Annotated in this window: 17 protein-coding genes and 1 pseudogene; 7 read left to right on the top strand and 11 right to left on the bottom strand. The window is 63.0% G+C overall.

Going from position 1 to position 17,758, the window contains the following annotated elements; translation table 11 throughout:
- The coding region (locus tag E3T37_RS12840) for an ATP-dependent RecD-like DNA helicase (RefSeq protein WP_166806108.1) at positions 1 to 1,735 on the top strand (1,735 nt) is incomplete at its 5' end.
- Between the two features lie 345 nt (positions 1,736 to 2,080).
- Here E3T37_RS12840 and E3T37_RS12835 read toward each other — a convergent pair.
- Positions 2,081 to 3,338: pseudogene (locus E3T37_RS12835) on the bottom strand (IS110 family transposase).
- 205 nt (positions 3,339 to 3,543) lie between these two features.
- Between E3T37_RS12835 and E3T37_RS12830 the strand changes: the two are divergent.
- On the top strand, positions 3,544 to 4,101 hold the full coding sequence (locus E3T37_RS12830) for a hypothetical protein (RefSeq protein ID WP_134367384.1): 558 nt from the start codon (positions 3,544 to 3,546) through the stop codon (positions 4,099 to 4,101).
- A gap of 222 nt (positions 4,102 to 4,323) precedes the next feature.
- Here the strand turns inward: E3T37_RS12830 and E3T37_RS17865 are convergent, their stop codons facing one another.
- Positions 4,324 to 4,701, bottom strand: a complete 378-nt coding sequence (locus E3T37_RS17865) for a DUF2690 domain-containing protein (protein WP_134367382.1) — start codon at positions 4,699 to 4,701, stop codon at positions 4,324 to 4,326.
- 833 nt (positions 4,702 to 5,534) lie between these two features.
- On the opposite strand from E3T37_RS17865, the gene E3T37_RS12820 reads away from it, so the two are divergent.
- Both E3T37_RS12820 and E3T37_RS12815 read left to right on the top strand, forming a co-directional pair.
- Positions 5,535 to 5,927 carry a hypothetical protein gene (locus E3T37_RS12820; protein ID WP_134367380.1) on the top strand — a complete coding sequence of 131 codons (393 nt, stop codon included), beginning with the start codon at positions 5,535 to 5,537 and terminating at the stop codon, positions 5,925 to 5,927.
- 56 nt (positions 5,928 to 5,983) lie between these two features.
- Positions 5,984 to 7,030: a YhcG family protein gene (locus E3T37_RS12815; protein ID WP_134367378.1), complete on the top strand. Its 1,047-nt coding sequence runs from the start codon at positions 5,984 to 5,986 to the stop codon at positions 7,028 to 7,030.
- Between the two features lie 536 nt (positions 7,031 to 7,566).
- Here E3T37_RS12815 and E3T37_RS12810 read toward each other — a convergent pair.
- A complete protein-coding gene (locus tag E3T37_RS12810) occupies positions 7,567 to 8,124 on the bottom strand; it encodes a hypothetical protein (RefSeq protein ID WP_134367376.1) in 558 nt (185 codons plus the stop codon).
- Positions 8,125 to 8,173: 49 nt separating this feature from the next.
- Positions 8,174 to 8,584, bottom strand: coding sequence for a hypothetical protein (locus tag E3T37_RS12805; RefSeq protein ID WP_134367374.1), 411 nt, complete (start codon positions 8,582 to 8,584; stop codon positions 8,174 to 8,176).
- A gap of 557 nt (positions 8,585 to 9,141) precedes the next feature.
- On the opposite strand from E3T37_RS12805, the gene E3T37_RS12800 reads away from it, so the two are divergent.
- On the top strand, positions 9,142 to 9,594 hold the full coding sequence (locus tag E3T37_RS12800; protein WP_134367372.1) for a hypothetical protein: 453 nt from the start codon (positions 9,142 to 9,144) through the stop codon (positions 9,592 to 9,594).
- An 83-nt stretch (positions 9,595 to 9,677) separates the two neighbouring features.
- Here the strand turns inward: E3T37_RS12800 and E3T37_RS12795 are convergent, their stop codons facing one another.
- The 3 genes from E3T37_RS12795 to E3T37_RS12785 form a co-directional block, all read right to left on the bottom strand.
- Positions 9,678 to 10,175, bottom strand: a complete 498-nt coding sequence (locus tag E3T37_RS12795) for a hypothetical protein (protein ID WP_134367370.1) — start codon at positions 10,173 to 10,175, stop codon at positions 9,678 to 9,680.
- Positions 10,172 to 10,372: a hypothetical protein gene (locus E3T37_RS12790; protein WP_134367368.1), complete on the bottom strand. Its 201-nt coding sequence runs from the start codon at positions 10,370 to 10,372 to the stop codon at positions 10,172 to 10,174. Before E3T37_RS12790 ends, E3T37_RS12795 begins: the two co-directional genes overlap by 4 nt.
- Before the next feature lie 139 nt (positions 10,373 to 10,511).
- On the bottom strand, positions 10,512 to 10,916 hold the full coding sequence (locus E3T37_RS12785) for a hypothetical protein (RefSeq protein ID WP_134363889.1): 405 nt from the start codon (positions 10,914 to 10,916) through the stop codon (positions 10,512 to 10,514).
- A gap of 229 nt (positions 10,917 to 11,145) precedes the next feature.
- On the opposite strand from E3T37_RS12785, the gene E3T37_RS16910 reads away from it, so the two are divergent.
- Positions 11,146 to 11,289, top strand: a complete 144-nt coding sequence (locus E3T37_RS16910; RefSeq protein WP_166806107.1) for a hypothetical protein — start codon at positions 11,146 to 11,148, stop codon at positions 11,287 to 11,289.
- Between the two features lie 765 nt (positions 11,290 to 12,054).
- On the top strand, positions 12,055 to 13,299 hold the full coding sequence (locus tag E3T37_RS12780) for an IS256 family transposase (protein ID WP_134367366.1): 1,245 nt from the start codon (positions 12,055 to 12,057) through the stop codon (positions 13,297 to 13,299).
- A 323-nt stretch (positions 13,300 to 13,622) separates the two neighbouring features.
- Here E3T37_RS12780 and E3T37_RS12775 read toward each other — a convergent pair whose 3' ends face one another.
- From E3T37_RS12775 to E3T37_RS12760, 4 genes are all read right to left on the bottom strand, one after another.
- The gene (locus tag E3T37_RS12775; protein ID WP_134367364.1) at positions 13,623 to 14,141 is read right to left on the bottom strand and encodes a hypothetical protein; all 519 of its coding nucleotides are present in this window, start codon (positions 14,139 to 14,141) and stop codon (positions 13,623 to 13,625) included.
- A 323-nt stretch (positions 14,142 to 14,464) separates the two neighbouring features.
- Positions 14,465 to 14,872: a DUF4913 domain-containing protein gene (locus E3T37_RS12770; RefSeq protein WP_134367362.1), complete on the bottom strand. Its 408-nt coding sequence runs from the start codon at positions 14,870 to 14,872 to the stop codon at positions 14,465 to 14,467.
- The gene (locus E3T37_RS12765; RefSeq protein WP_134367360.1) at positions 14,865 to 16,607 is read right to left on the bottom strand and encodes a type IV secretory system conjugative DNA transfer family protein; all 1,743 of its coding nucleotides are present in this window, start codon (positions 16,605 to 16,607) and stop codon (positions 14,865 to 14,867) included. Before E3T37_RS12765 ends, E3T37_RS12770 begins: the two co-directional genes overlap by 8 nt.
- A gap of 76 nt (positions 16,608 to 16,683) precedes the next feature.
- Positions 16,684 to 17,757 (bottom strand): hypothetical protein, encoded by a 1,074-nt coding sequence (locus E3T37_RS12760; RefSeq protein ID WP_134367358.1) that lies wholly within the window; start codon positions 17,755 to 17,757, stop codon positions 16,684 to 16,686.
- Position 17,758 lies beyond the last annotated feature (1 nt).

Here is a 17,758-nt window from a genome sequence, read left to right as displayed (position 1 = left end):
CGCGCACGTGCGTCTGATCGGTGACGACCGTCAGCTCGCAGCCGTCGAGTCCGGCGGGGCGCTGCGCCTCCTGGAACGCGAAGTCGGCTCCGTCAAGCTCGAGGAGATCCACCGGTTCACGTCCCCGGCCGAGGCCGAAGCGACAAGGCAGCTCCGCGACCCGGCCACGGTGGGGGACCCTTTCCGCTGGTACGTGGACAACAACCGGGTCACCGGTGGCGGCATCGACCGGATGACCGACCACGTCTTCGCCGCCTGGCAGCACGACGATGAAGCCGGCAAGAACGCCGTCATGCTCGCCCAACAGAACGTGACCGTCACCGACCTCAACACGAGGGCCCAGGCCTACCGGATGGGCTCCGGCCTCGTATCCGGGAAAAAGTCCTCGCAGCTGCGCGACGGGCTGGCCGCCTACCAGGGCGACCGGATCGTGACCCGGTTGAACGACGCCACCCTCCGCACCGGGCGCGGAACCGACCGGGTCAAAAATGGTGACGTCTGGACGGTGGGGAAGGTGCAGGCCGACGGGGCGTTGAGCGTCACCCATGCCGGGCACGGCGGCCGCATCACCCTTCCCGCCGAGTACGTGCAGAACAACGTCGAGCTCGGCTACGCGTCCACCATTCACCGCGCCCAAGGCATGACCGCGGACACCGCCCACGTCCTCGCCGACTCCTCCACCTCCCGCGAGCTCGTCTACGTCGGGTTGACCCGTGGCAAGGAAGCCAACCACCTCTACGTCGAGACCGAAGACGCCCAACCCATGAGCGACGTCCTGGCCACCATCGCCGGCCACAGCGACGGGATGCTCTCCGCCACCGAAACCATCCGCGCCGAACAAGCCCGAGTCGACGACCTGACCACCCTCATCGACCAATACGGCGACGTCGCCGAACGCGCCAACACCATCCGCTTCACCCAACTCGTAGGCCACACCCTGGGCGAGCAGGACGCCGGGAACCTCACCAGCTCCGAGAGCTGGGGAGCCGTCACCGCCGCCCTCACCCGCGCCGAAACCCAGGGCCTTGACCCGGCCCTGGTGCTGCGGGACTCGTGGAACGAACGAGAACGCGGCACCGCCGACGACGTCGGCGCCGTCCTCTCCCACCGGATGGAACGACGCATCGAAACGGCACCCGCCGACCAGGCGCAGACAGCGGCGACCGAGCGTCCGGCGGTGCCGGCGTGGATTGCCGATCGGCGGGTGCTCGACGCCGCCGGCACCGACCCCGCGTGGCGGGACCACCTGGCCGAACGGTACGAGTACCTGGCTGTGCGCCTCGAGGAACGCGGCACGGCGATCGCCGTCGAGCAGCCCGAGTGGGCGCAGCAGCTTGGCGACCTCCCGGATGAAAGCGCCCGCCGGCAGGAGTGGGTGCGCCTCGCTGCCGAAGTCGACGTGTTCCGCGACCGGTACAAGGTCGACCCGGCCCAAACGACGGCCATTCCTGAGGCATACCGTGAGCGCACCGCAGGTGCGGATCTCGCAGCCCGCGTGACAGACATGCGGGATAAGCAGGCTCAGAGCACCTTGCAGAAGACCCCCGAGGCGGGCCGTCAGAAGCCGGTGACCGCGCTCGACGCGATGCGCGCTGCGAACCGGGCCGCGGCGGACCGGCAGCGTGAAGCGCGGCACGCCGCCGGCCTCACCGTCAGGGCACGCCAGGTCACGCGGAGCGACCAGGCCACGCATACCGATGACCCGCGTACTCGCGGTGACGACCGCGAGCGGTAGAAGAGCGAGTACCCGCCAGTTGCGCACTCCTTCGGTAGCGAGGTATCGGAGGCGCAGGCGCAGGCGCTGCCGATTTCGCCGACCGTGTGCGTCGTTTTGGCTCTGCGGAGACGGAAGATGCTGGTCCGTCCCACCCGAGTTCGGCGCTAGATCGACTGAGGTAAGCGGGATCTAGGCGTTCTGCGAAGTTTTCGATTCCGTCCGGCTGCGCTGGGAAACGCGCACTCAGAATCGCCCATACGTGTCTAGGTTCCTCGCGAGCGCATCCTGACAAACGGGGGCTGTCCGAGCAAGTCCGTAGATGCCGGCAAGGCCGTACTCGGGGGGGGTACCCCTATGTTTTTGTCAAGCCGCGAGTTGATCGTCGGTTTGATAGAGGGTGCCGTCGCGCAGCATGGCATAGAGAACGTCGCAGCGTCGTCGGGCGAGGGCGATGAGGGCTTGGTTGTGGCGCTTGCCCTGGGCGATCTTGCGGTCGTAGTAGGCCCGTGAGACCGGGTCGCGCAGGGCGGCGAAGGCCGAGAGGAATAGCGCCCGTTTGGGGACTTTGTTGCCGCGTCGTGAGGGGTGCTTGCCTAGGTGGGATGATCCGGAGCGTCTGGTGACCGGCGCCAGGTCGGCGTAGGAGGCGAGGTGGCCGGCGGTGGCAAACTCTTTGCCGGAGATCTCGGTGATGACTCGGGCGGCGGTCCTCACGCCGACGCCGGGCATGCTCGTGATGATCGGTTCCAGTGGGTTGGCGTCGACGAGCTCGGCGACCTCGACGGCAATTTCGGTGCGTTGGCGGTGGAGCGTGCTGAGCTGCTCGGCGAGGCGCGGCAGCACGGCGCGTGTGGCGTGGGTGCCACCAACGATGACGGTCTGCTCGGAGAGCGCCTGGAAGATTTCCCCGGCCAAGCGGCGGCCCATCCGTGGCGCGAGCTTGATGAGGCGGTTGCCGACCCGGACCCTCCCGGCGGCCGTCAGTGCTGTCGGTGTCGGGTATTTCTGGAGGAGATCCAGGACGGCCGGGTGGTCGAGGTGCGGGCCCAGTACGCGCTCCAACGCTGGGTGGATCTGCATCAGCAGCCCCCGGACCCGGTTGCTGGTGGCAGTCATCTGGCCGACGATGTCATCGTCGAATCCGCACAGCATCGACAGTTCAGCGATCTGCTCGTCTTCAAGGCGGAGCGTGCGCAAAGCGTGCGGGAAGGTGCGGGCAGCTTCGGCGATGATGGCCGCGTCGCGGGCATCCGTTTTCGCTTCGCCAGCGTGCAGATCGGCGATGCGCCGCATCGCCAAACCCGGCAAATACCCGACAAGGATGCCTTCGGCATAGGCGACGGCGACGGGCAGAGCGCCGACTGTTTCGGGCTGGTCGACGACGAGGAGGACCTGCCCGCGGAGCTTGAGCTTCTGGATCACGGCGCGCAATTTGGCTTCGTCATTGGGAAGCGATTTGTCATAAAGGCGTTTCCCGGAGCGGTCGAGAGCGACCGCGTGATGTTCGCTTTTTCCAACGTCAACACCTATGAAAACGTCAACCCCGGCGTAATTCTCAATCATGAGTTTCCCGTCAGCCATGCGGATCGGTTGGCCTGTCCACGGCATCAAGTCTCGGCATCCACGTTACGTTCGACCCAGAAACGAGTTCCAGTCGAGCCCCTATTAGCGATCACCCAATGCCAGTCAGGCCCGGTGACAACACCCCCCGGATCATGAACGACTGGGGGCAGCAACCATGCCGGTTCTAACAGGCCAACACCCTAAGAAGCAAGCTTCAAGGGCTACCTACAAGGTAACGGGGGGGGGGGATCTCAAACATTCAAATGCTTGCACTTTCTCTTCTGAAGGTCCACGATATCGGTGATCGCTTCATCCCGATAAAGGCGAAAGGACATCCCATGAAGTATTTCCGGCCAACGAATGACGATGACAGCACATCAACAAGAACACGTCGTCGCGTTCTCCGCGCCACCGTTGCCTCCTTCCTGGCGATCGCGGGGGCGATCACCGGAAGTGTAATGATTGCAGCGCCTGCAAGCGCCGCGGTTGGCAGTTGTACCTATGTGTTCGGGAGCAATGGCGTCAGTACCTCGGGATATGCACGGGTTTGCCTCGGCAGCGCTTCCACGTATTCGGCTGGAGTCAATGTTCCATTCCAGACACGAAGTAATGCCCCGGACAACGTTTATGTGGTCGCCGCTTTCAACTATGGGAGCTACAACACCGGCTACTCACGCCTCGGTCCAAACTCGCCCTCGACCTACTCCGCCACGAAAAGCACCAATATCAGCGGTTGGGAAGGCGTCAACTTCAAGCTCTGCTACGATAAGCCGTTTCAGACCGACCCGTGTTACGCAGCCAAGGTGATCTGGCGCTATTAGAGCAGCGAGATTAAACGAGGGCCTCGACTCCGGGGGGCGATATAGCTTGCACCTATTCGTTGACGCTCCCGCAGTCGGATGCGGTTCTCACCAGTTCTGACGTGCGGCGCCCTGATCGACGTCTCCGCGAAGCGCCGAGGGTTTGAACATGGAGTTGTGCACCATGCCCAACCCCCGTCACTCGTCATCATCTCTAGGGGTTCAAGGGCTGGTGCATGCCGCTCAGCAGATACGAAGCGGTGCAGTAGCGTTCCATGTCCCGGGCCAGCCGCTTCGTATCGATGCCTGGACGGTGATGCAGGTGCTGCCTGGTGCGTACACCTGGTTGCTCCAGTACACGCTGTCTCCGGGGTTCACATACTTCTCAACAGGCACGGATGGATTCCAGTCGGATGTGATCTTGAGCCATCCGGTCTTCGCGTTGTTCGAGAAGCGCAACCAGTTGGTACCACATTTGGGCGAGTAACGGACGTCAACCCAGGTCGTCGCGTCCACGCCAAAGGTCCTGATTGTTCTGGCATCAGTCGCGCAGCCGGTAGAAACCGGACCGGTGTTGTGATGGCTTGGTGCCGCGTTGGCGGAGGAGACTCCTGCGGTCATGGTGAATAGGGCAGTTAGACCAAAGGCAATCCCCTAGAAGCGTTTCTTGCGGAGAATTCTTTGAGTCTCAAGTCGATCCTTCAACGCACGTCCCTTCCGATCAGGGGCGGTTGTCGCGAGTAGCCTAGGTACGTAATCCCCGTTTGGCAGATTTTTCCCGTTTCACCTGAGAGCACTTTGATGGCGAAAGTATTGAGCGCCGTGAACGCAGAGAACAGGCAAGCTTGTAGCGCGTCTCTGGATTGACGGGCAAGGCCCAGCTGTTCATCACGGGCACCCTTCGATACAGTCCGACGACCCGACGCGGAATCTATCGTCTCTTGCCCAGCCCGGGGAGGCCGCCACCGACCGCGGCGATGGAGTGGTGCGTTCTATCGAGGCATTCGGGGAGCCTTAATGCAATCTCCTTCTCAGAGAGAAGAGCGTTCGCACTACTGTGGGCGATCCGCGCGTACTCGCTGCGCGGCATGAGCTGGACCAATCCGTAGTTTGGCACTTTGCGGTCTGCCGGCCTTCCGGTCGCGAGATGCAACGTATCCCGCCATCCTTGTGTGATTTGAACAGCAGGCCGGCTGTAAGGGCGACGACCTTTTCGCAGGAGAGGCATTGGATTCTTGTTGGCACATTCCATCTAATCGTGTCCTCGTTTAGGGGGGCACTGTGATGTTGCAAGGCGCGCCACCCCGCGGTCCTGTCCCGGCGCTTGGGGGAGGTCGACCGAACCGGCGTATTCGCACCCAATGCGAAGATGTCGGCTACCTACTGACATAATAACCATTATCGGTCATATCGCCCGACAAATTGCCTGTCATAATACCCGGTAGCCTCGGTTCATGATCAATACGTCAACCGAGGATGGTTCTCGTTCTGGTTCTGATCGCGCGGCGCACGAACGCTCCGTGGGTCTGAGCATTGCTGAGATCGCAGCGATGCTGCAGGCGCAGCTGGGCCAGGTGCTGCTGGGCGTGATCGTGGGTAAGAATCCCCGGACGCTGGCTCGCTGGGCACACGCAACGGTGCGGCCGCCGCAGGCGAGTGAAAAGCTCCTCAGAGACACATTTCAGGTGTTCGAGATTCTCAGCTTCGTTCATCCGCCTGAAGTTGCCAGAGCGTGGCTCATGGGCATGCATCCGGAACTGGACGATGCTTCGCCGGCCGAAGCGCTTTCGAATGGACGCTCCCGAGAGGTCATGGCCCTGGCGCGGTCTTACATCGCCGCCAGCTAAGCCTTTCTGTGGTCAGCCGCGACGATCACCGACCACAGCCGGGAGACAATTGGGCCATGGCCCGTGATGATATTGCTCTTCCCGACGGATACCCCGAGTTCCTCGGCTCGCTCAAGCTCCGGGTCCGCGAGGCTCAGGTGCGGGCGCAGCGCACGGTCAACACGCAACTCATCGAGCTGTACTGGTCCATCGGTCGCTCCATCCTCTCCGAGCAGGACAAGCAGGGATGGGGCGCCGGGGTTATGGACCGCCTGGCGCATGATTTGCGCGTGGAATTTCCGAAGATGACCGGCCTGTCCCGCAGCAATCTGTTCTACATGAGGGCCTTCGCGGCGGCTTGGACGGAGGAGCTCCCAATTGTCCAACAGGCTGTTGGACAATTGCCATGGGGTCACATCACAGTCCTCCTCGACAAGCTCGAGGACATCGACACCCGCGCCTGGTACGCCGCGGCAGCCGCAAAGAATGGATGGTCGCGGAATGTTTTGCTCAACCAGATCAAGAACCGCACCCTCGAGAGAACTGGGGCTGCACCCTCGAACTTCAGCGCCGAGCTAGCACCCGCTGATTCCGACCTGGCCCGGCAGATCGCCAAAGACCCCTACGTGTTCGATTTCCTGGAACTGACCGAGGACGCAGCCGAACGCGACCTAGAACAAGCCCTCATGGACCGCATCGTAGATACGCTCCGGGAGCTGGGAAAGGGGTTCGCATTCGTGGGCCGTCAGGTCCACTTCGACGTCGCCGGCGATGACTTCTACCTCGACCTGCTGTTCTTTCACGTCGAGCAACTTCGGTACGTCGTCATCGAGCTGAAGACCGGAAAGTTTCAACCCGAGCATGCCGGCAAACTTGCCTTCTACGTCTCCCTCGTCGACGACAGGCTCCGACGAGACGCCCACGCGCCCACGGTTGGCATCCTCATCTGCGGTGACCGAAACGATCACACAGTCCGCTACGCGCTTGGTCGCTCGGGCTCCCCCATGGCCGTGTCCACCTACACATATGACGCCCTGCCGCCTTCCGAGAAGAACGCACTCCCAGATGTCGACGAACTCACCTCAGCTCTGGGTTGGGATGAAGCACCGCAGCAGCTCGACTAATTCCTCGCGGACAGCGAGCTATGGCGCTGCGGGGGGAAGGAACGAAAAAGCCCCGGCATGTATCGCCTGGGGAAAGACGAGCATGAAGACCGGGGCTAATCGTCGGAGTGGGGGGACTCCGAGGCACAACGCTACCGGAGCGTTACCCGCTGGTAATCAGGCGCGCCCAGCCGATCTGAGCCAGCTCCTTACAACCAATTGGAACGATGCTTGCCCGGCAGGCAGGGTGGTCCATATTTCAGGCCTCGAACTGGTCAGCGTTGGCGGATCCGCCAATATGGTTCCGAGTGCTGTGCCTCCATCGATCGCAGAGAAGTGCTGATGCGTTTCACCCAGCGAAGCGCGAATCCGTTCCGGGCGGGGTAACCGGGACGGCCCTTCGGCGTGAGCGTCGCAGTTCTATCGAGGGGAGGGCGTGAGCGGTTGGGGTCCCCTTTTTGCACACTTTCATGCTGAGAGGTGTTCGCTTTGTGTATCAGTTCTGTTGTCGGTGGGACATAACCATCAGGAGCTGGTTTGAGTCGTGGGTGGGGTCGTCATGTGGTGAGCGCAGTTTCAAGCAGGGCGAATGAGTCGCGGGTGGGGAAGAAGATCCAGTCGCAGGTCTGAGCCGGAGCAACCGTGACCCGAAGTGTCACCGCATCGTGCAACACGGCAACCGTGAGTGCTCTGGCGTTGAAAACAAGCGCCGCATCGTCGGCTGGGTCAATGCTTTGCAGTTCAGACCTATCCAGTCGCGCCGTCATCACGGGCTTCGTGGCGGATCCATCCCAGAAAGTCATGGACTCGGAGTCCAGAGTGAGGACCGCGTACAGGGTGCGCTTGTTCCACGCGGCGCCTTTCAGCGAGATAGGCAAGGTGTCGATGTCAGATTGGAGTCCGATGGTCTTGAAGACCGCGAAGGCTTGGCCCGGATACCTCCCCTCCAGAACACCCAGCAAGCCCTGGGTTGTCCGGGCCAGTCGCCGGTACTGTCGCGCCACGATCATCCCGACCACGCATAACGCGGCGATGAGGCTGCCGAAGAACGCCAGCGCCTTCACGGGATCATCACCCGCAGCCTGCAGGAAGCGGTAAGTCGTCAGCCCCACCATCGCCAGAGCGAACCCGCCCAGTGACATGATGAGGCCCCACCGCAGGGAACTAGCTTTCACGAGACCCCGCCCGGGTCGCCTTGTATGCCAGCACACGATCCCGGCGCACCTGCCGGCTCAGCAATGGTTCCCCCGCCGCCCGCACGACCAGGCCCGTGGATTCGTCCACCTGCTCAAGGTTGGGGTATCCCATCCTGCTGGTCGTGTACCCCGCAGCGAACTCCCTTTTCATCTGCTTCGACATCCAGGAGAGCAACAGGAAGCAAACGAGAGAAACTGCCACCATGACAAGGAACAAGATGCCCGCCACGGTGGTGTCATGCGTTACGACGATGGAGAGAATCGCGACCACCATCACCACGAGCACCACACCGACAAACAACATTGCCACCACAATCAGTCGCCACATCGAAGGGCCTGGCACCCTGGATCGAGTGCGGATCTCGAACGGTTGGCTCACTATCTCCACCTCTGGTACTCCCCGCCTACTGTTGTCACGGTGCCGAGCGTATCGCTCGGAGAGCGTCTTCGATTTCCGACTCCTGGAACCCAGCCGCCTGAAGCGAATCGCGAATCCGCGCATCGGAAAGCTCTTGCCTTCTCCGGGCCCGCTCTGCAGAGCGAGTCAGCCGCCAGTATCTGAATAGCTTGGTTGCCAGGATCACCGCATAGAGCGCAATTCCAAAGACGACCAGTGAGAGCACAGCCCCAGCGAATGCGGTCACAATCTCCACTGCGAGGATCCTTTCTTGAGCTCCGCCCCGGCCACATCAAGTAACTGTTTTGAATAGGTGGGATGCGAGCGGAGGACCCAAAGCGATTCCCCGATGTCCCCCTCGGTAGCCACAGCCTATTGCTGCGGCCCTGCGTACCCAACCCAAGGCTCCGGCTCCGGCTCCGATCCACCATCAAACGCCCGCCCAAGGTTCCCCTTCAGCGGCCGGGCCTGACGTTCGCCCGATACGATGCAGGCAGCTGCGCTGGGCAGCCTGTAACGAGGCTCATTGGGGGGATGGCGTGAAGATTCTTGGTGCGATCTTGATTGGCGTCATTGTTCTTGCTGTGTCTGCGTTCTTCATCGTCAGGTCCCTTGAGGACCGGGTCACTGACGAGCTCGTTTCGCAGGTGTCACTGCTGGCAATCCCCGAGGGCTGGAAGCCGCTGGGCGACATTGTCCGCCGTGAGCAGTTCCCGTGTTTGAGTACTAACCCGTGTCCCAGTATCCACCGGCGTTGGCAGGCGGACGGGGCCGTCACTGTGCAGGATCTGGAACAGATCGCTGCCCCGGCGGGTCTGACGCTTGCTGTGGAGGGACCGTGCCAGCGGCCGGCCAACGTGATCGGGATCGCCTCGTTATGTAGCGGGCGGGCAGTCAAGGGTGGCTATGACTATCAGCTGACGGTGACTAGTGACGCCCCAGGGGAGCCCGAGCAGCTATCGCTGTCCGTGCGTCCGTCCTTGACTCCTTAGGTGCGCCGTTCATTGACCATTGATTGACTCGGCGCGACACGGGTCCCCACGACGGTGCGCTTCGCTCCCGGCGCGTCAGTTTTCTACTCCTTGACGGCGATGTGAAAGCCGGCCTCGCCCCAGAAGGCAGCGAGTTCTCCTTCGCGCGGCAACTCAAGGTCAGAGCAGCCGGAGACCCCACCTCCGATTCGCTGCTGCCAGTAGCAGATGGCGTACTCGCCCGACGGGGCGATGATCCGGAAGTCGCCGTCCTCATCGATGGGAGACACCGTGCCGCCCAGCTCCGAGACATCCGCCTGACTCAGCGTCACCCCCAGGGTGGCCCACTCCCGTGGATCGGCGAGCGGCTCTCCTCCCGTCAGCTGCCAAAAGGGCGCATCCATGACGGCGATCGGGAGGATCGCTAGTCCCCCTCGACCGATCGCATAACCACCCGGCAGCCCTTCCACGTCGGACGTACCCGTCAAGCGCCCGACCAACCCGCCCGATCCGGCAGGATCGGGCCCGCAGGCCGTGAGGAGACCCAGCGCGAGCGCCAACACGCCGCCCGCGATAGCCGCGCGGCCTGCAGCGGGGATCATCGGTAGACCACGTCGAACTCATACGCAGGAAGGTCGTCGCGCCCTGGATAGGCCTCCCAGTCAGCAGTGACCGCGTCCACGTTGTCGGCCAGGTACGTTGTCTTCGGCGAGGAGGAGCAGGAAGTCAGCGTGACTGCGATGGACAGCGCCACGATGTTCGGCGCGCCTGCACCCGCTTTCAAGGCTCGACTTCCCACGGTGACAATGTAGCGCGCAGGCTGAAGTGGCCTCGGGAACGGCGCGTTCCCGACTACGAGCGACGGCCGGGACCAGCCGGAAACCACCAACAGGTCCCACGTCTGTCCCGGAAAGCGTTCCCTTTCGGCGATGCTGGACCTACTGGTCCTTGATGCGGAGGTTCTCGCCTGCTTTGCTCCAGCCCTTTCGATTGGGCATGCCATCCTGAACAACCATGACTTCAAAGCTTGGCGACTTCATGGTCGTCATGTTCGAGCCGCACGCTCCTTGCCAGTCAGTGGCCGTCCTGTAGGCGAGCAGGCACACCGGGTAGTCGCGCCCTCGTGCCAAGTACAGCCGGGTGCCGTCAACGGCATTTACAAACCTCAGGCTGCCGGGGTCGAAATCGTCTAATGCGTAGTCAGGAAGGCCGCTTGGGATGGCATCCTCAGCACTGGGCGTTCTACTCAGGTCGGAGAAGCCATTGGCAGGCGAACAGCCCATCAGGGTGAATACCGTGGCCGACACGACGACCAACCACACAAACGTCCACTTGTCGGCCATATATCTCCCCCAATTTAGGCAAACCTATCGGTTTACGAAATCGGGCCACAAGGGGTTCGACCACCGGACGCGGGAATCGAACGCCGATACTCCGTGAACAACCGGGGTCTCGATATGAAAGACCCTAAGTCGGACGGCCTCTCCGGTACTTGGCCACCATCAGGTAATAAACATGAGATTGTAAGAGAGTCAGGAAAGTATCATTTTCCGAATCTAGAAGGAGACAGTAATGGCGCGAACACCCGGCGCGACGAATAGGACCGCGAGAGAACTCGAAACCGCGGCAGCGCATCTCATGGACAAAGCCAGACTCAAACGCAAGAACGAGAAGCTGACGAAGAAGTTGAGCGAGTCGAAGAAGAAAGCCAAGTAGGCCGAGGCGCTGCGGCACTCGCGTCCCAAAATTAGAAATTGAGTTAGAAGAGAAAATGACCTGATATGGAGGTCGACACCGGTCGGGGTCAGGATCGCTTGACTCCTGACCGGTGTCGATTGCCCGGCTTACGCGAGCTGGATCAGCGGCAGTCCTAGGTCTTTCATTAGCCCGATGAATGCGCCAACAGTGTCGATCAGCCTTCGGATGTCAGGCAGCATGGAAATCACCGTGCGCAGCCACCGGAAGCGAGGCGCAGCGGAAGCACCATTTCCCCGCAGAACGTGGGATTCCTTCCGATCTGAGGTACCGTTAATCGAGTAATACAGTGCCTTGCTTGATCCGTGATCCTTCAAAATAGGTGTGTCCGTCCGTATCGATAAATGAGCGGGTGGTCAGGTAGAGCAATCGGTGGGCAAACCGATTTGTATTGCATTGCTTCGTACACGGCCCAGGATTTCCAAGTCCTGGGCCGTACCAGTTCAACAGTCACATCGGAGCGGAACTGCTTTTCGGGGCTGGTCCCATTTTAGCTGCGGCATTCCCGGTGGGAATTGGAACAGTGCTTCACCGAGAGCAGCCTGCCTCAAAGGACGTGTGGGAGCGCACTTCCTCTCTGCGCGACACTAGATTCGGTCCACACGGTGGTTACGTCCCTGTGAGTGGTGTGGTTTCCGGCTTCTGAGTGTTGCTTCGTCAACGTGAAGAGCCACCGTGGGATGGTCAGTGAGTACCGATCAAAGAACTCACAAAGGACACCACACGATGGCTCTAGACCAGTCTGCCCTGCTTGACCTGCTGGGAGAACTCAAACTCACCGATGTCACCGACCGCATCCGCGTCGCGACCGAAACCCTGTATCAAGAATTGATCGATGCGGAAGCGACCGCGTTCATCGGTGCCGCCCCATTCGAACGCTCCGGCGACCGCACCACCCACCGCAACGGCACCCGGCCGCGGACGTTGAGCACCACGGCCGGGGACCTCGACCTGAAGATCCCGAAGCTGCGCGCCGGGTCGTTCTTTCCCGCGCTGCTGGAGCGTCGCCGCCGGGTCGACCAGGCGTTGTTCGCGGTCGTGATGGAGGCCTACGTTCACGGTGTCTCGACCCGGAAGGTCGACGACCTCGTCAAGGCGCTCGGCGCTGACACGGGGATCTCGAAGTCGGAAGTGTCCCGGATCTGCGCGGGCCTGGACGCCGAAGTCGCCGAGTTCCGCGACCGCACCCTCGCCGCACAAGACTTCCCCTACGTGTTCCTTGACGCGACCTACTGCAAAGCGCGCGTCGGCCACCGGATCGTGTCCCAGGCCATCGTCGTCGCGGTCGGCGTCGCGGCCGACGGACGCCGTGAAGTACTCGGTTTCGACGTTGGTGACAGCGAGAACGAGGGCTTTTGGTCCAGCTTCCTTCGGTCGTTGAAGACTCGAGGTCTGGATGGGGTCAACCTGGTCATGTCTGACGCTCACACCGGGCTGAAGAAGGCCATCGGGACCGTCTTTCAAGGCGCTGGCTGGCAGAGATGCCGGGTGCACTTCATGCGCAACGTCCTCGCCGTGGTGCCGAAGGGATCGCAGGAGATGGTCGCCTCAATCATCCGCACCATCTTCGCCCAACCGGACCGCGAACACATCGAGAAACAGTTCCGTGAGGTGACCACGATGCTCGGCCGCTCGCACCCCAAGGTCGCTGCCATGCTCGTCGACGCGCAACCCGACCTACTCGCCTTCGCCGGGTTTCCGCGGCGACACTGGCGCCAGATCTGGTCGACCAACCCGCTGGAACGGGTCAACAAAGAGATCAAACGCCGCACCGACGTCGTCGGAGTGTTCCCCAACTCCGCGGCCCTGTTGCGCCTGGCCGGGTCGGTGTTGATCGAGCAACACGATGAATGGGAGGCCGGCGAACGACGCTACTTCTCCGAAGCATCAATGCTCGAGCTGGCCACCATGAACAACCCCATCGAAGTCCTCGACGAGGCGGTGATCCTGCCCGAACTCGCTGCCGCCTAAACTGGAACTACTGACCCGCACGGTGACGAGGAATTACACCACCCAGCGGGACGTGACCCACACGGTCCACACGGTCGACATTTCCCGTAGACACACAGTCAAGATTCCCTGTAGAGACGACATAGTCGTGCGCAGTTCGGCACGAATCCGAGCAATTCGTGGCGGTTGTTTCGCACACCGAACTGAGCCACGGGCCAAAGGCGCTGTTCGAACCGGTTTTTTGATTGAACGCACGTGGGCGTGTCGGATCCCAGAAACACCTACTCGCGGCGCGTTTGACTCGGCCGGACACTTCTTGCTTCCGGACAGACAGAGAGCGCTCCTTATCGCGTGGATCGTTCTCGCTCGTTAGCAAGGCGAGCAGCGACCCGACGATCAGTCAGGGTCTCCTCGGCGTAAACGTACTTCTCCGACTCAGTAGGGTCGTCCTGCATATCTGGCACACGCAAACGCCGGGCTGAGGACTCAGGTGTGGAGCACACCATCACCTGCAACGCGCGGTCGCGCTTGTACTGCCTCGACGCCACGGCAAACTCCGAGCCTACGTCGCGGCGGGGTGCTGAGACTTCGAATGACGCTTCCTTCACGGCAGGAGTGATCATTAGTCGAGGATCCGAGAACAGCTTCTCAAGGATGTTTGCTAGGCGCGGCGAGACGAAATTCGCGACCACATTGGAGTCCACCGGCCAATAGCAGCGTAGGTCCCCGGTTCGCTCAACGCCCATCGATTGGAGCCAGCCAATGATGGACACCAAAGGTGTGTCATGCGCCTCGATAATCATGTCGACCAAGTCTTCGTAACTGACGCTAATGACCCTCAGCGGTTCGCCTATCTGTTCCATAGGGCAAGCGTAGAGGTCGACGAGACCATGGCCGGGCGTCGCACAAACGCTGTCCCGACACCGATTTGGGAGCCGAACGGCCGAGCCACAGACCGCCATGCCCTCGAGTTTCTTCGCCCTGACACTCGCGGAGGAAGACGCAGCGGAGCACCAGACGGCCCTACGGCCGTGGACACCAGAGAGACCGTGCGCGGCATCAGAAACAGCTCCATGCACGCTGAGCAATCGTCGATTAATGATTAATTTCTGTCGGGGAACGGTTTCGGCCACGTTGTTGACGTGGCGAGAGCGTCCCCGCGGGACTCTTCGTCGGACCCTTTCGCCTACAGCTCGACGTCGTCAGGAGGCATCGACGCAGGCACGATCCTGGCGGTGGTGTCCTTGCGGCGGTGGAGGTGTCCTTGGTCGGGGTCGCAGTCGCGGAACGGCCCGTTTCCTTTGTCGAAGATGACGGCGGCGTGGCGGTCCCAGTGGTTGATCCACCAGGAGGACACGGCACCGGCGTCGCCGTCCATGACGCTGGCTTCGGCTTGCATGCTGGCCTGCCAGAGGGCTTTGAACCGGGCGACGACCTCGGGGTGTAGCCACCATTGGGTGCACCACGGCGTGGGTTTCGTGCCGACGACCTCGACGGTGGCGAGGTGACCGGTCAGCCAGTCGAGGAACATTTGGCGGACGTCGACCGCGTCCTCTTCAGGGCCGGTCGAGTCGTAGTCGTCGTGCTCAGCCATTGGCTGCTACCTCCGCTGCAGTGGTGTCGTCGGGAACCGCGACCGGTGCCGGCCTGGGGTTCGGTGTCCTGGGTGGGGTGCGGTTGATGGTGGTGGTGAGGGTTTTGTCGCGGAACCAGGGGACGGTGTTGACCATGACGGGTCGGCATTTGGAGCTGAAGACGATGGCGCGCCATTCGGGGAGGGAGCCGAGGGCGGCGATGTCGAGGGTGTTGACCTTGCGGGTGTTGGTGGAGGTGGATTGGTGGCCGTCTTTGCCGGTGGAGCTGCCGTAGGTGATTTCATCGTGTTCGCCAATGAGGGCCGCCAGCGAGCGGAGGTAGTCGTCGTCGCCGGATCCGCCGCCAAAGACCCGGGTGGCGGCGGCGTCCCAGAGGGTCTGCCAGCCGTCTTTCCCGAACGCGTCGATCGCTTGGGCCCGGGATTGGAAGTAGGAGTTCAGGATGATGCCCATCGACCCGTAGAACGAATACACGGAGGGCAGTTCGGGCCAGCGGACGATGTTCGCGCACTCGTCGAGCTCCATCACCAGCGGGACCGGGAGCCGGCCGCCGTTTCGCTGCGCAGCGGTCTCGGCGGTTTTGCAGATGGCGCGGATGAGGGCGGTGAGGATGGCGCCGCCGGATCCTTCCCCGTCTTTGGAGAGGAGCACGAGGGTGTCGGTGCTGGTGATGAACCCGGCCGGGTCGAACCGGCGAACCCCGGACGTGTCGGTCCAGGCGAGCAGATCGTCGTCGGCGAGGGCCGACGCCATCCGCTGCGCGGTGGCGTAGACGCTGCCCTTGGTCTTGTCCGGCCAGCTCAAGATCCCCTCGATCGTGGAGGAGGGCCCGGTTTTCCCGTGGCGGGCGAGGATCTGCTGCACGTCGTACCCCTCAGCCCGGGCAATCCACGCGAACACCTGAGAGAGGGGTTCGTGCTCGAGGGCGGCGGCGTAGAAGAAGTACGCGAGCATGTCCCGCCCGGCGGTATCGAACTGGGAATCGCCGCCCCGGTCGGAGGCTTTCCGGGTGGAGGCTTCGAAGATCGCGGCGAGTTCCCGGGCGTCCGCGGCGCTGTGAATGTAGTCGAGGGGGTTGAACACGAAGTCGGGCTGCGGGTCGAGGCGGTAGATGCGGTTGGGGTCGAAGATGAATTCCTGGCCGTGGCTGGCGCGGCCGGCGAGGGTTTCGCGGACGCCGTCGACTTTGTTGGAGGTCATGATGGCGGCGCCGGGGGCTTCGAGCATGTGCCGAATGACGAGGGCGGATGTTTTGCCGCGGCCGGTGCCGAACACGTACACGCCGAGGTCGCGCCACCCCTGATACACCCACCCGTTCCGGCGCCCGACGAGGCGGCCGACCCGCTCCCCTGCCGGCAGGTTCACCGCGGCCGGGTGCAGCTGCGCGGCTTCCTTCGCCCGCAGCTTCTCCCGCAGCACCGCGGATTGCCGGGTGGTGGCCATGTGCCGCAGCGCCACGTTGTTGCGCTTGGTCGACGCCCATTGGGCTTGCTTGGCCAGGATGAACGCGAACAGGCCCACGGCGAGGACCAGGGCCACCACGCTGGTCCAGGTTGCCGCGGGCGGCCACGGTGCGTCCCGGAACAGGAAATCCCCGGCGAGGGCGGCGGGGTTCCACGGATAGGTCGTGCCGGTGGGGGTGATCATCGCGCCGACGTGCACGGCTACGAGCAGTCCGAGGGCGGCGAGGAGGGCGAGGAGGCCGGTCATGATGCGGGCTTTCCAGTCGATCATCTGGTTCTCCTTGCCCCCGAGAAAACGGGTGCCTGTCTGGTTGTCGAGGCGGCGCAGTGCGCACGGGATTCGGGCATCAGTTGGCGAGTTTCATGGGGTCGGTGGTGTTGGGGTCGACGGCGATGTGGACGTGGTTGCAGTCGTCGCGGAATTGCTTCATCGACAGGTCCAGGGTCACGCCGGCGTCGGCGCGGCACTGGTTCTGGCCGGCGCCGGACCCGGCGGGCATGACCGGGCTGAGCGCCTTCAGGAGCTTCAGGGCGTTGGCGTCGGCGCCGGTGGTGGGCATCCGGTCGAAGGAGTAGAAGTCGACGGCGTGGCCGCCGCCGTTCGCGGAGTGCGGGGAGGAGAGGCCTGAGCCGAGGATCTGGCCGGTGCAGGCCCGGTTGATGTCCGAGATCCCGACTGCGTCGAACATGTTCGTGGCCATGGTGATGACTTGCAAAATGCGGGTGTCGATGCCGCAATTCGGGCGGGTTTCGCCGTCGGCGATCCACCGGATCTCGCGCAGGTGATCCGGCGACAAACCCGTGATCGCTCCCGCGTCGATCTTGACCACCAAAGCAGCCGCCAACACCCGGGCGTCACTGCCAACGCCGGCCGCACACGCCGCGTCCCCGGTCGTGAGAGCCGTCACGACCTCTTGCGCCTGGTCGTAGTAGGTCGTGTAGTGGTTCGGGTCGGCGTTGATCTGCACGGCGTGCGCCGCCTGGGTGGGCGCCAGCGTCTCCCAGTTCGGCACGGTGACGAGGCGCTGGAAGAAGAACCCCGCAGCTTGGGCGGGATTCATGCGCTCGGCCAGGGTGCCCCAGGTGTCGCGTTGTTGGAACAGGCCGCGGGAGTCGGGGCCGACGGTGTCGCCGTAGGTGAGGTTGCGGAGCGTGGATTCGCCCATGGCGGTCATGACGGCAATGGTTTGCCCGTGCACGTTGACGCCGGCGGTGGCGCCGGCGTTCATGATCAGGGCGGCGTTGACGAGCTGGTCGCCCTGGTACCCGGCGACCGGTGTGCGGTCGGCGGCGCCCTGCGGGTTCGCAGCGACCGCGGCGCAGGCCCCGGTGCCGGGGCCGCCGCCGGTGACGAGCAGCAGCCCGGTGAAGAGGACCACGAGCAGGAGCACCAGCCCGGTGCCGAGTATGCCTTTCTGCACG

Origin of the sequence: Cryobacterium sp. TMT2-10 (assembly GCF_004403075.1) — a bacterium.
GTDB lineage: Bacteria > Actinomycetota > Actinomycetes > Actinomycetales > Microbacteriaceae > Cryobacterium > Cryobacterium shii.
The sequence above is the reverse complement of the archived record's forward strand: the minus strand, read 5'-3'. Positions and strand labels throughout refer to the sequence as shown.

Coding starts and splice junctions, on each gene's coding strand:
- E3T37_RS12765 (WP_134367360.1), bottom strand. CDS start 16,607: ATGATCGACTGGAAAGCCCGCATCATGACCGGCCTCCTCGCCCTCCTC.
- E3T37_RS12810 (WP_134367376.1), bottom strand. CDS start 8,124: ATGGTGGGGCTGACGACTTACCGCTTCCTGCAGGCTGCGGGTGATGAT.
- E3T37_RS12780 (WP_134367366.1), top strand. CDS start 12,055: ATGGCTCTAGACCAGTCTGCCCTGCTTGACCTGCTGGGAGAACTCAAA.
- E3T37_RS12820 (WP_134367380.1), top strand. CDS start 5,535: ATGATCAATACGTCAACCGAGGATGGTTCTCGTTCTGGTTCTGATCGC.
- E3T37_RS12830 (WP_134367384.1), top strand. CDS start 3,544: ATGCTTGCACTTTCTCTTCTGAAGGTCCACGATATCGGTGATCGCTTC.
- E3T37_RS12785 (WP_134363889.1), bottom strand. CDS start 10,916: ATGGCCGACAAGTGGACGTTTGTGTGGTTGGTCGTCGTGTCGGCCACG.
- E3T37_RS17865 (WP_134367382.1), bottom strand. CDS start 4,701: ATGACCGCAGGAGTCTCCTCCGCCAACGCGGCACCAAGCCATCACAAC.
- E3T37_RS12775 (WP_134367364.1), bottom strand. CDS start 14,141: ATGGAACAGATAGGCGAACCGCTGAGGGTCATTAGCGTCAGTTACGAA.
- E3T37_RS16910 (WP_166806107.1), top strand. CDS start 11,146: ATGGCGCGAACACCCGGCGCGACGAATAGGACCGCGAGAGAACTCGAA.
- E3T37_RS12795 (WP_134367370.1), bottom strand. CDS start 10,175: ATGATCCCCGCTGCAGGCCGCGCGGCTATCGCGGGCGGCGTGTTGGCG.
- E3T37_RS12770 (WP_134367362.1), bottom strand. CDS start 14,872: ATGGCTGAGCACGACGACTACGACTCGACCGGCCCTGAAGAGGACGCG.
- E3T37_RS12815 (WP_134367378.1), top strand. CDS start 5,984: ATGGCCCGTGATGATATTGCTCTTCCCGACGGATACCCCGAGTTCCTC.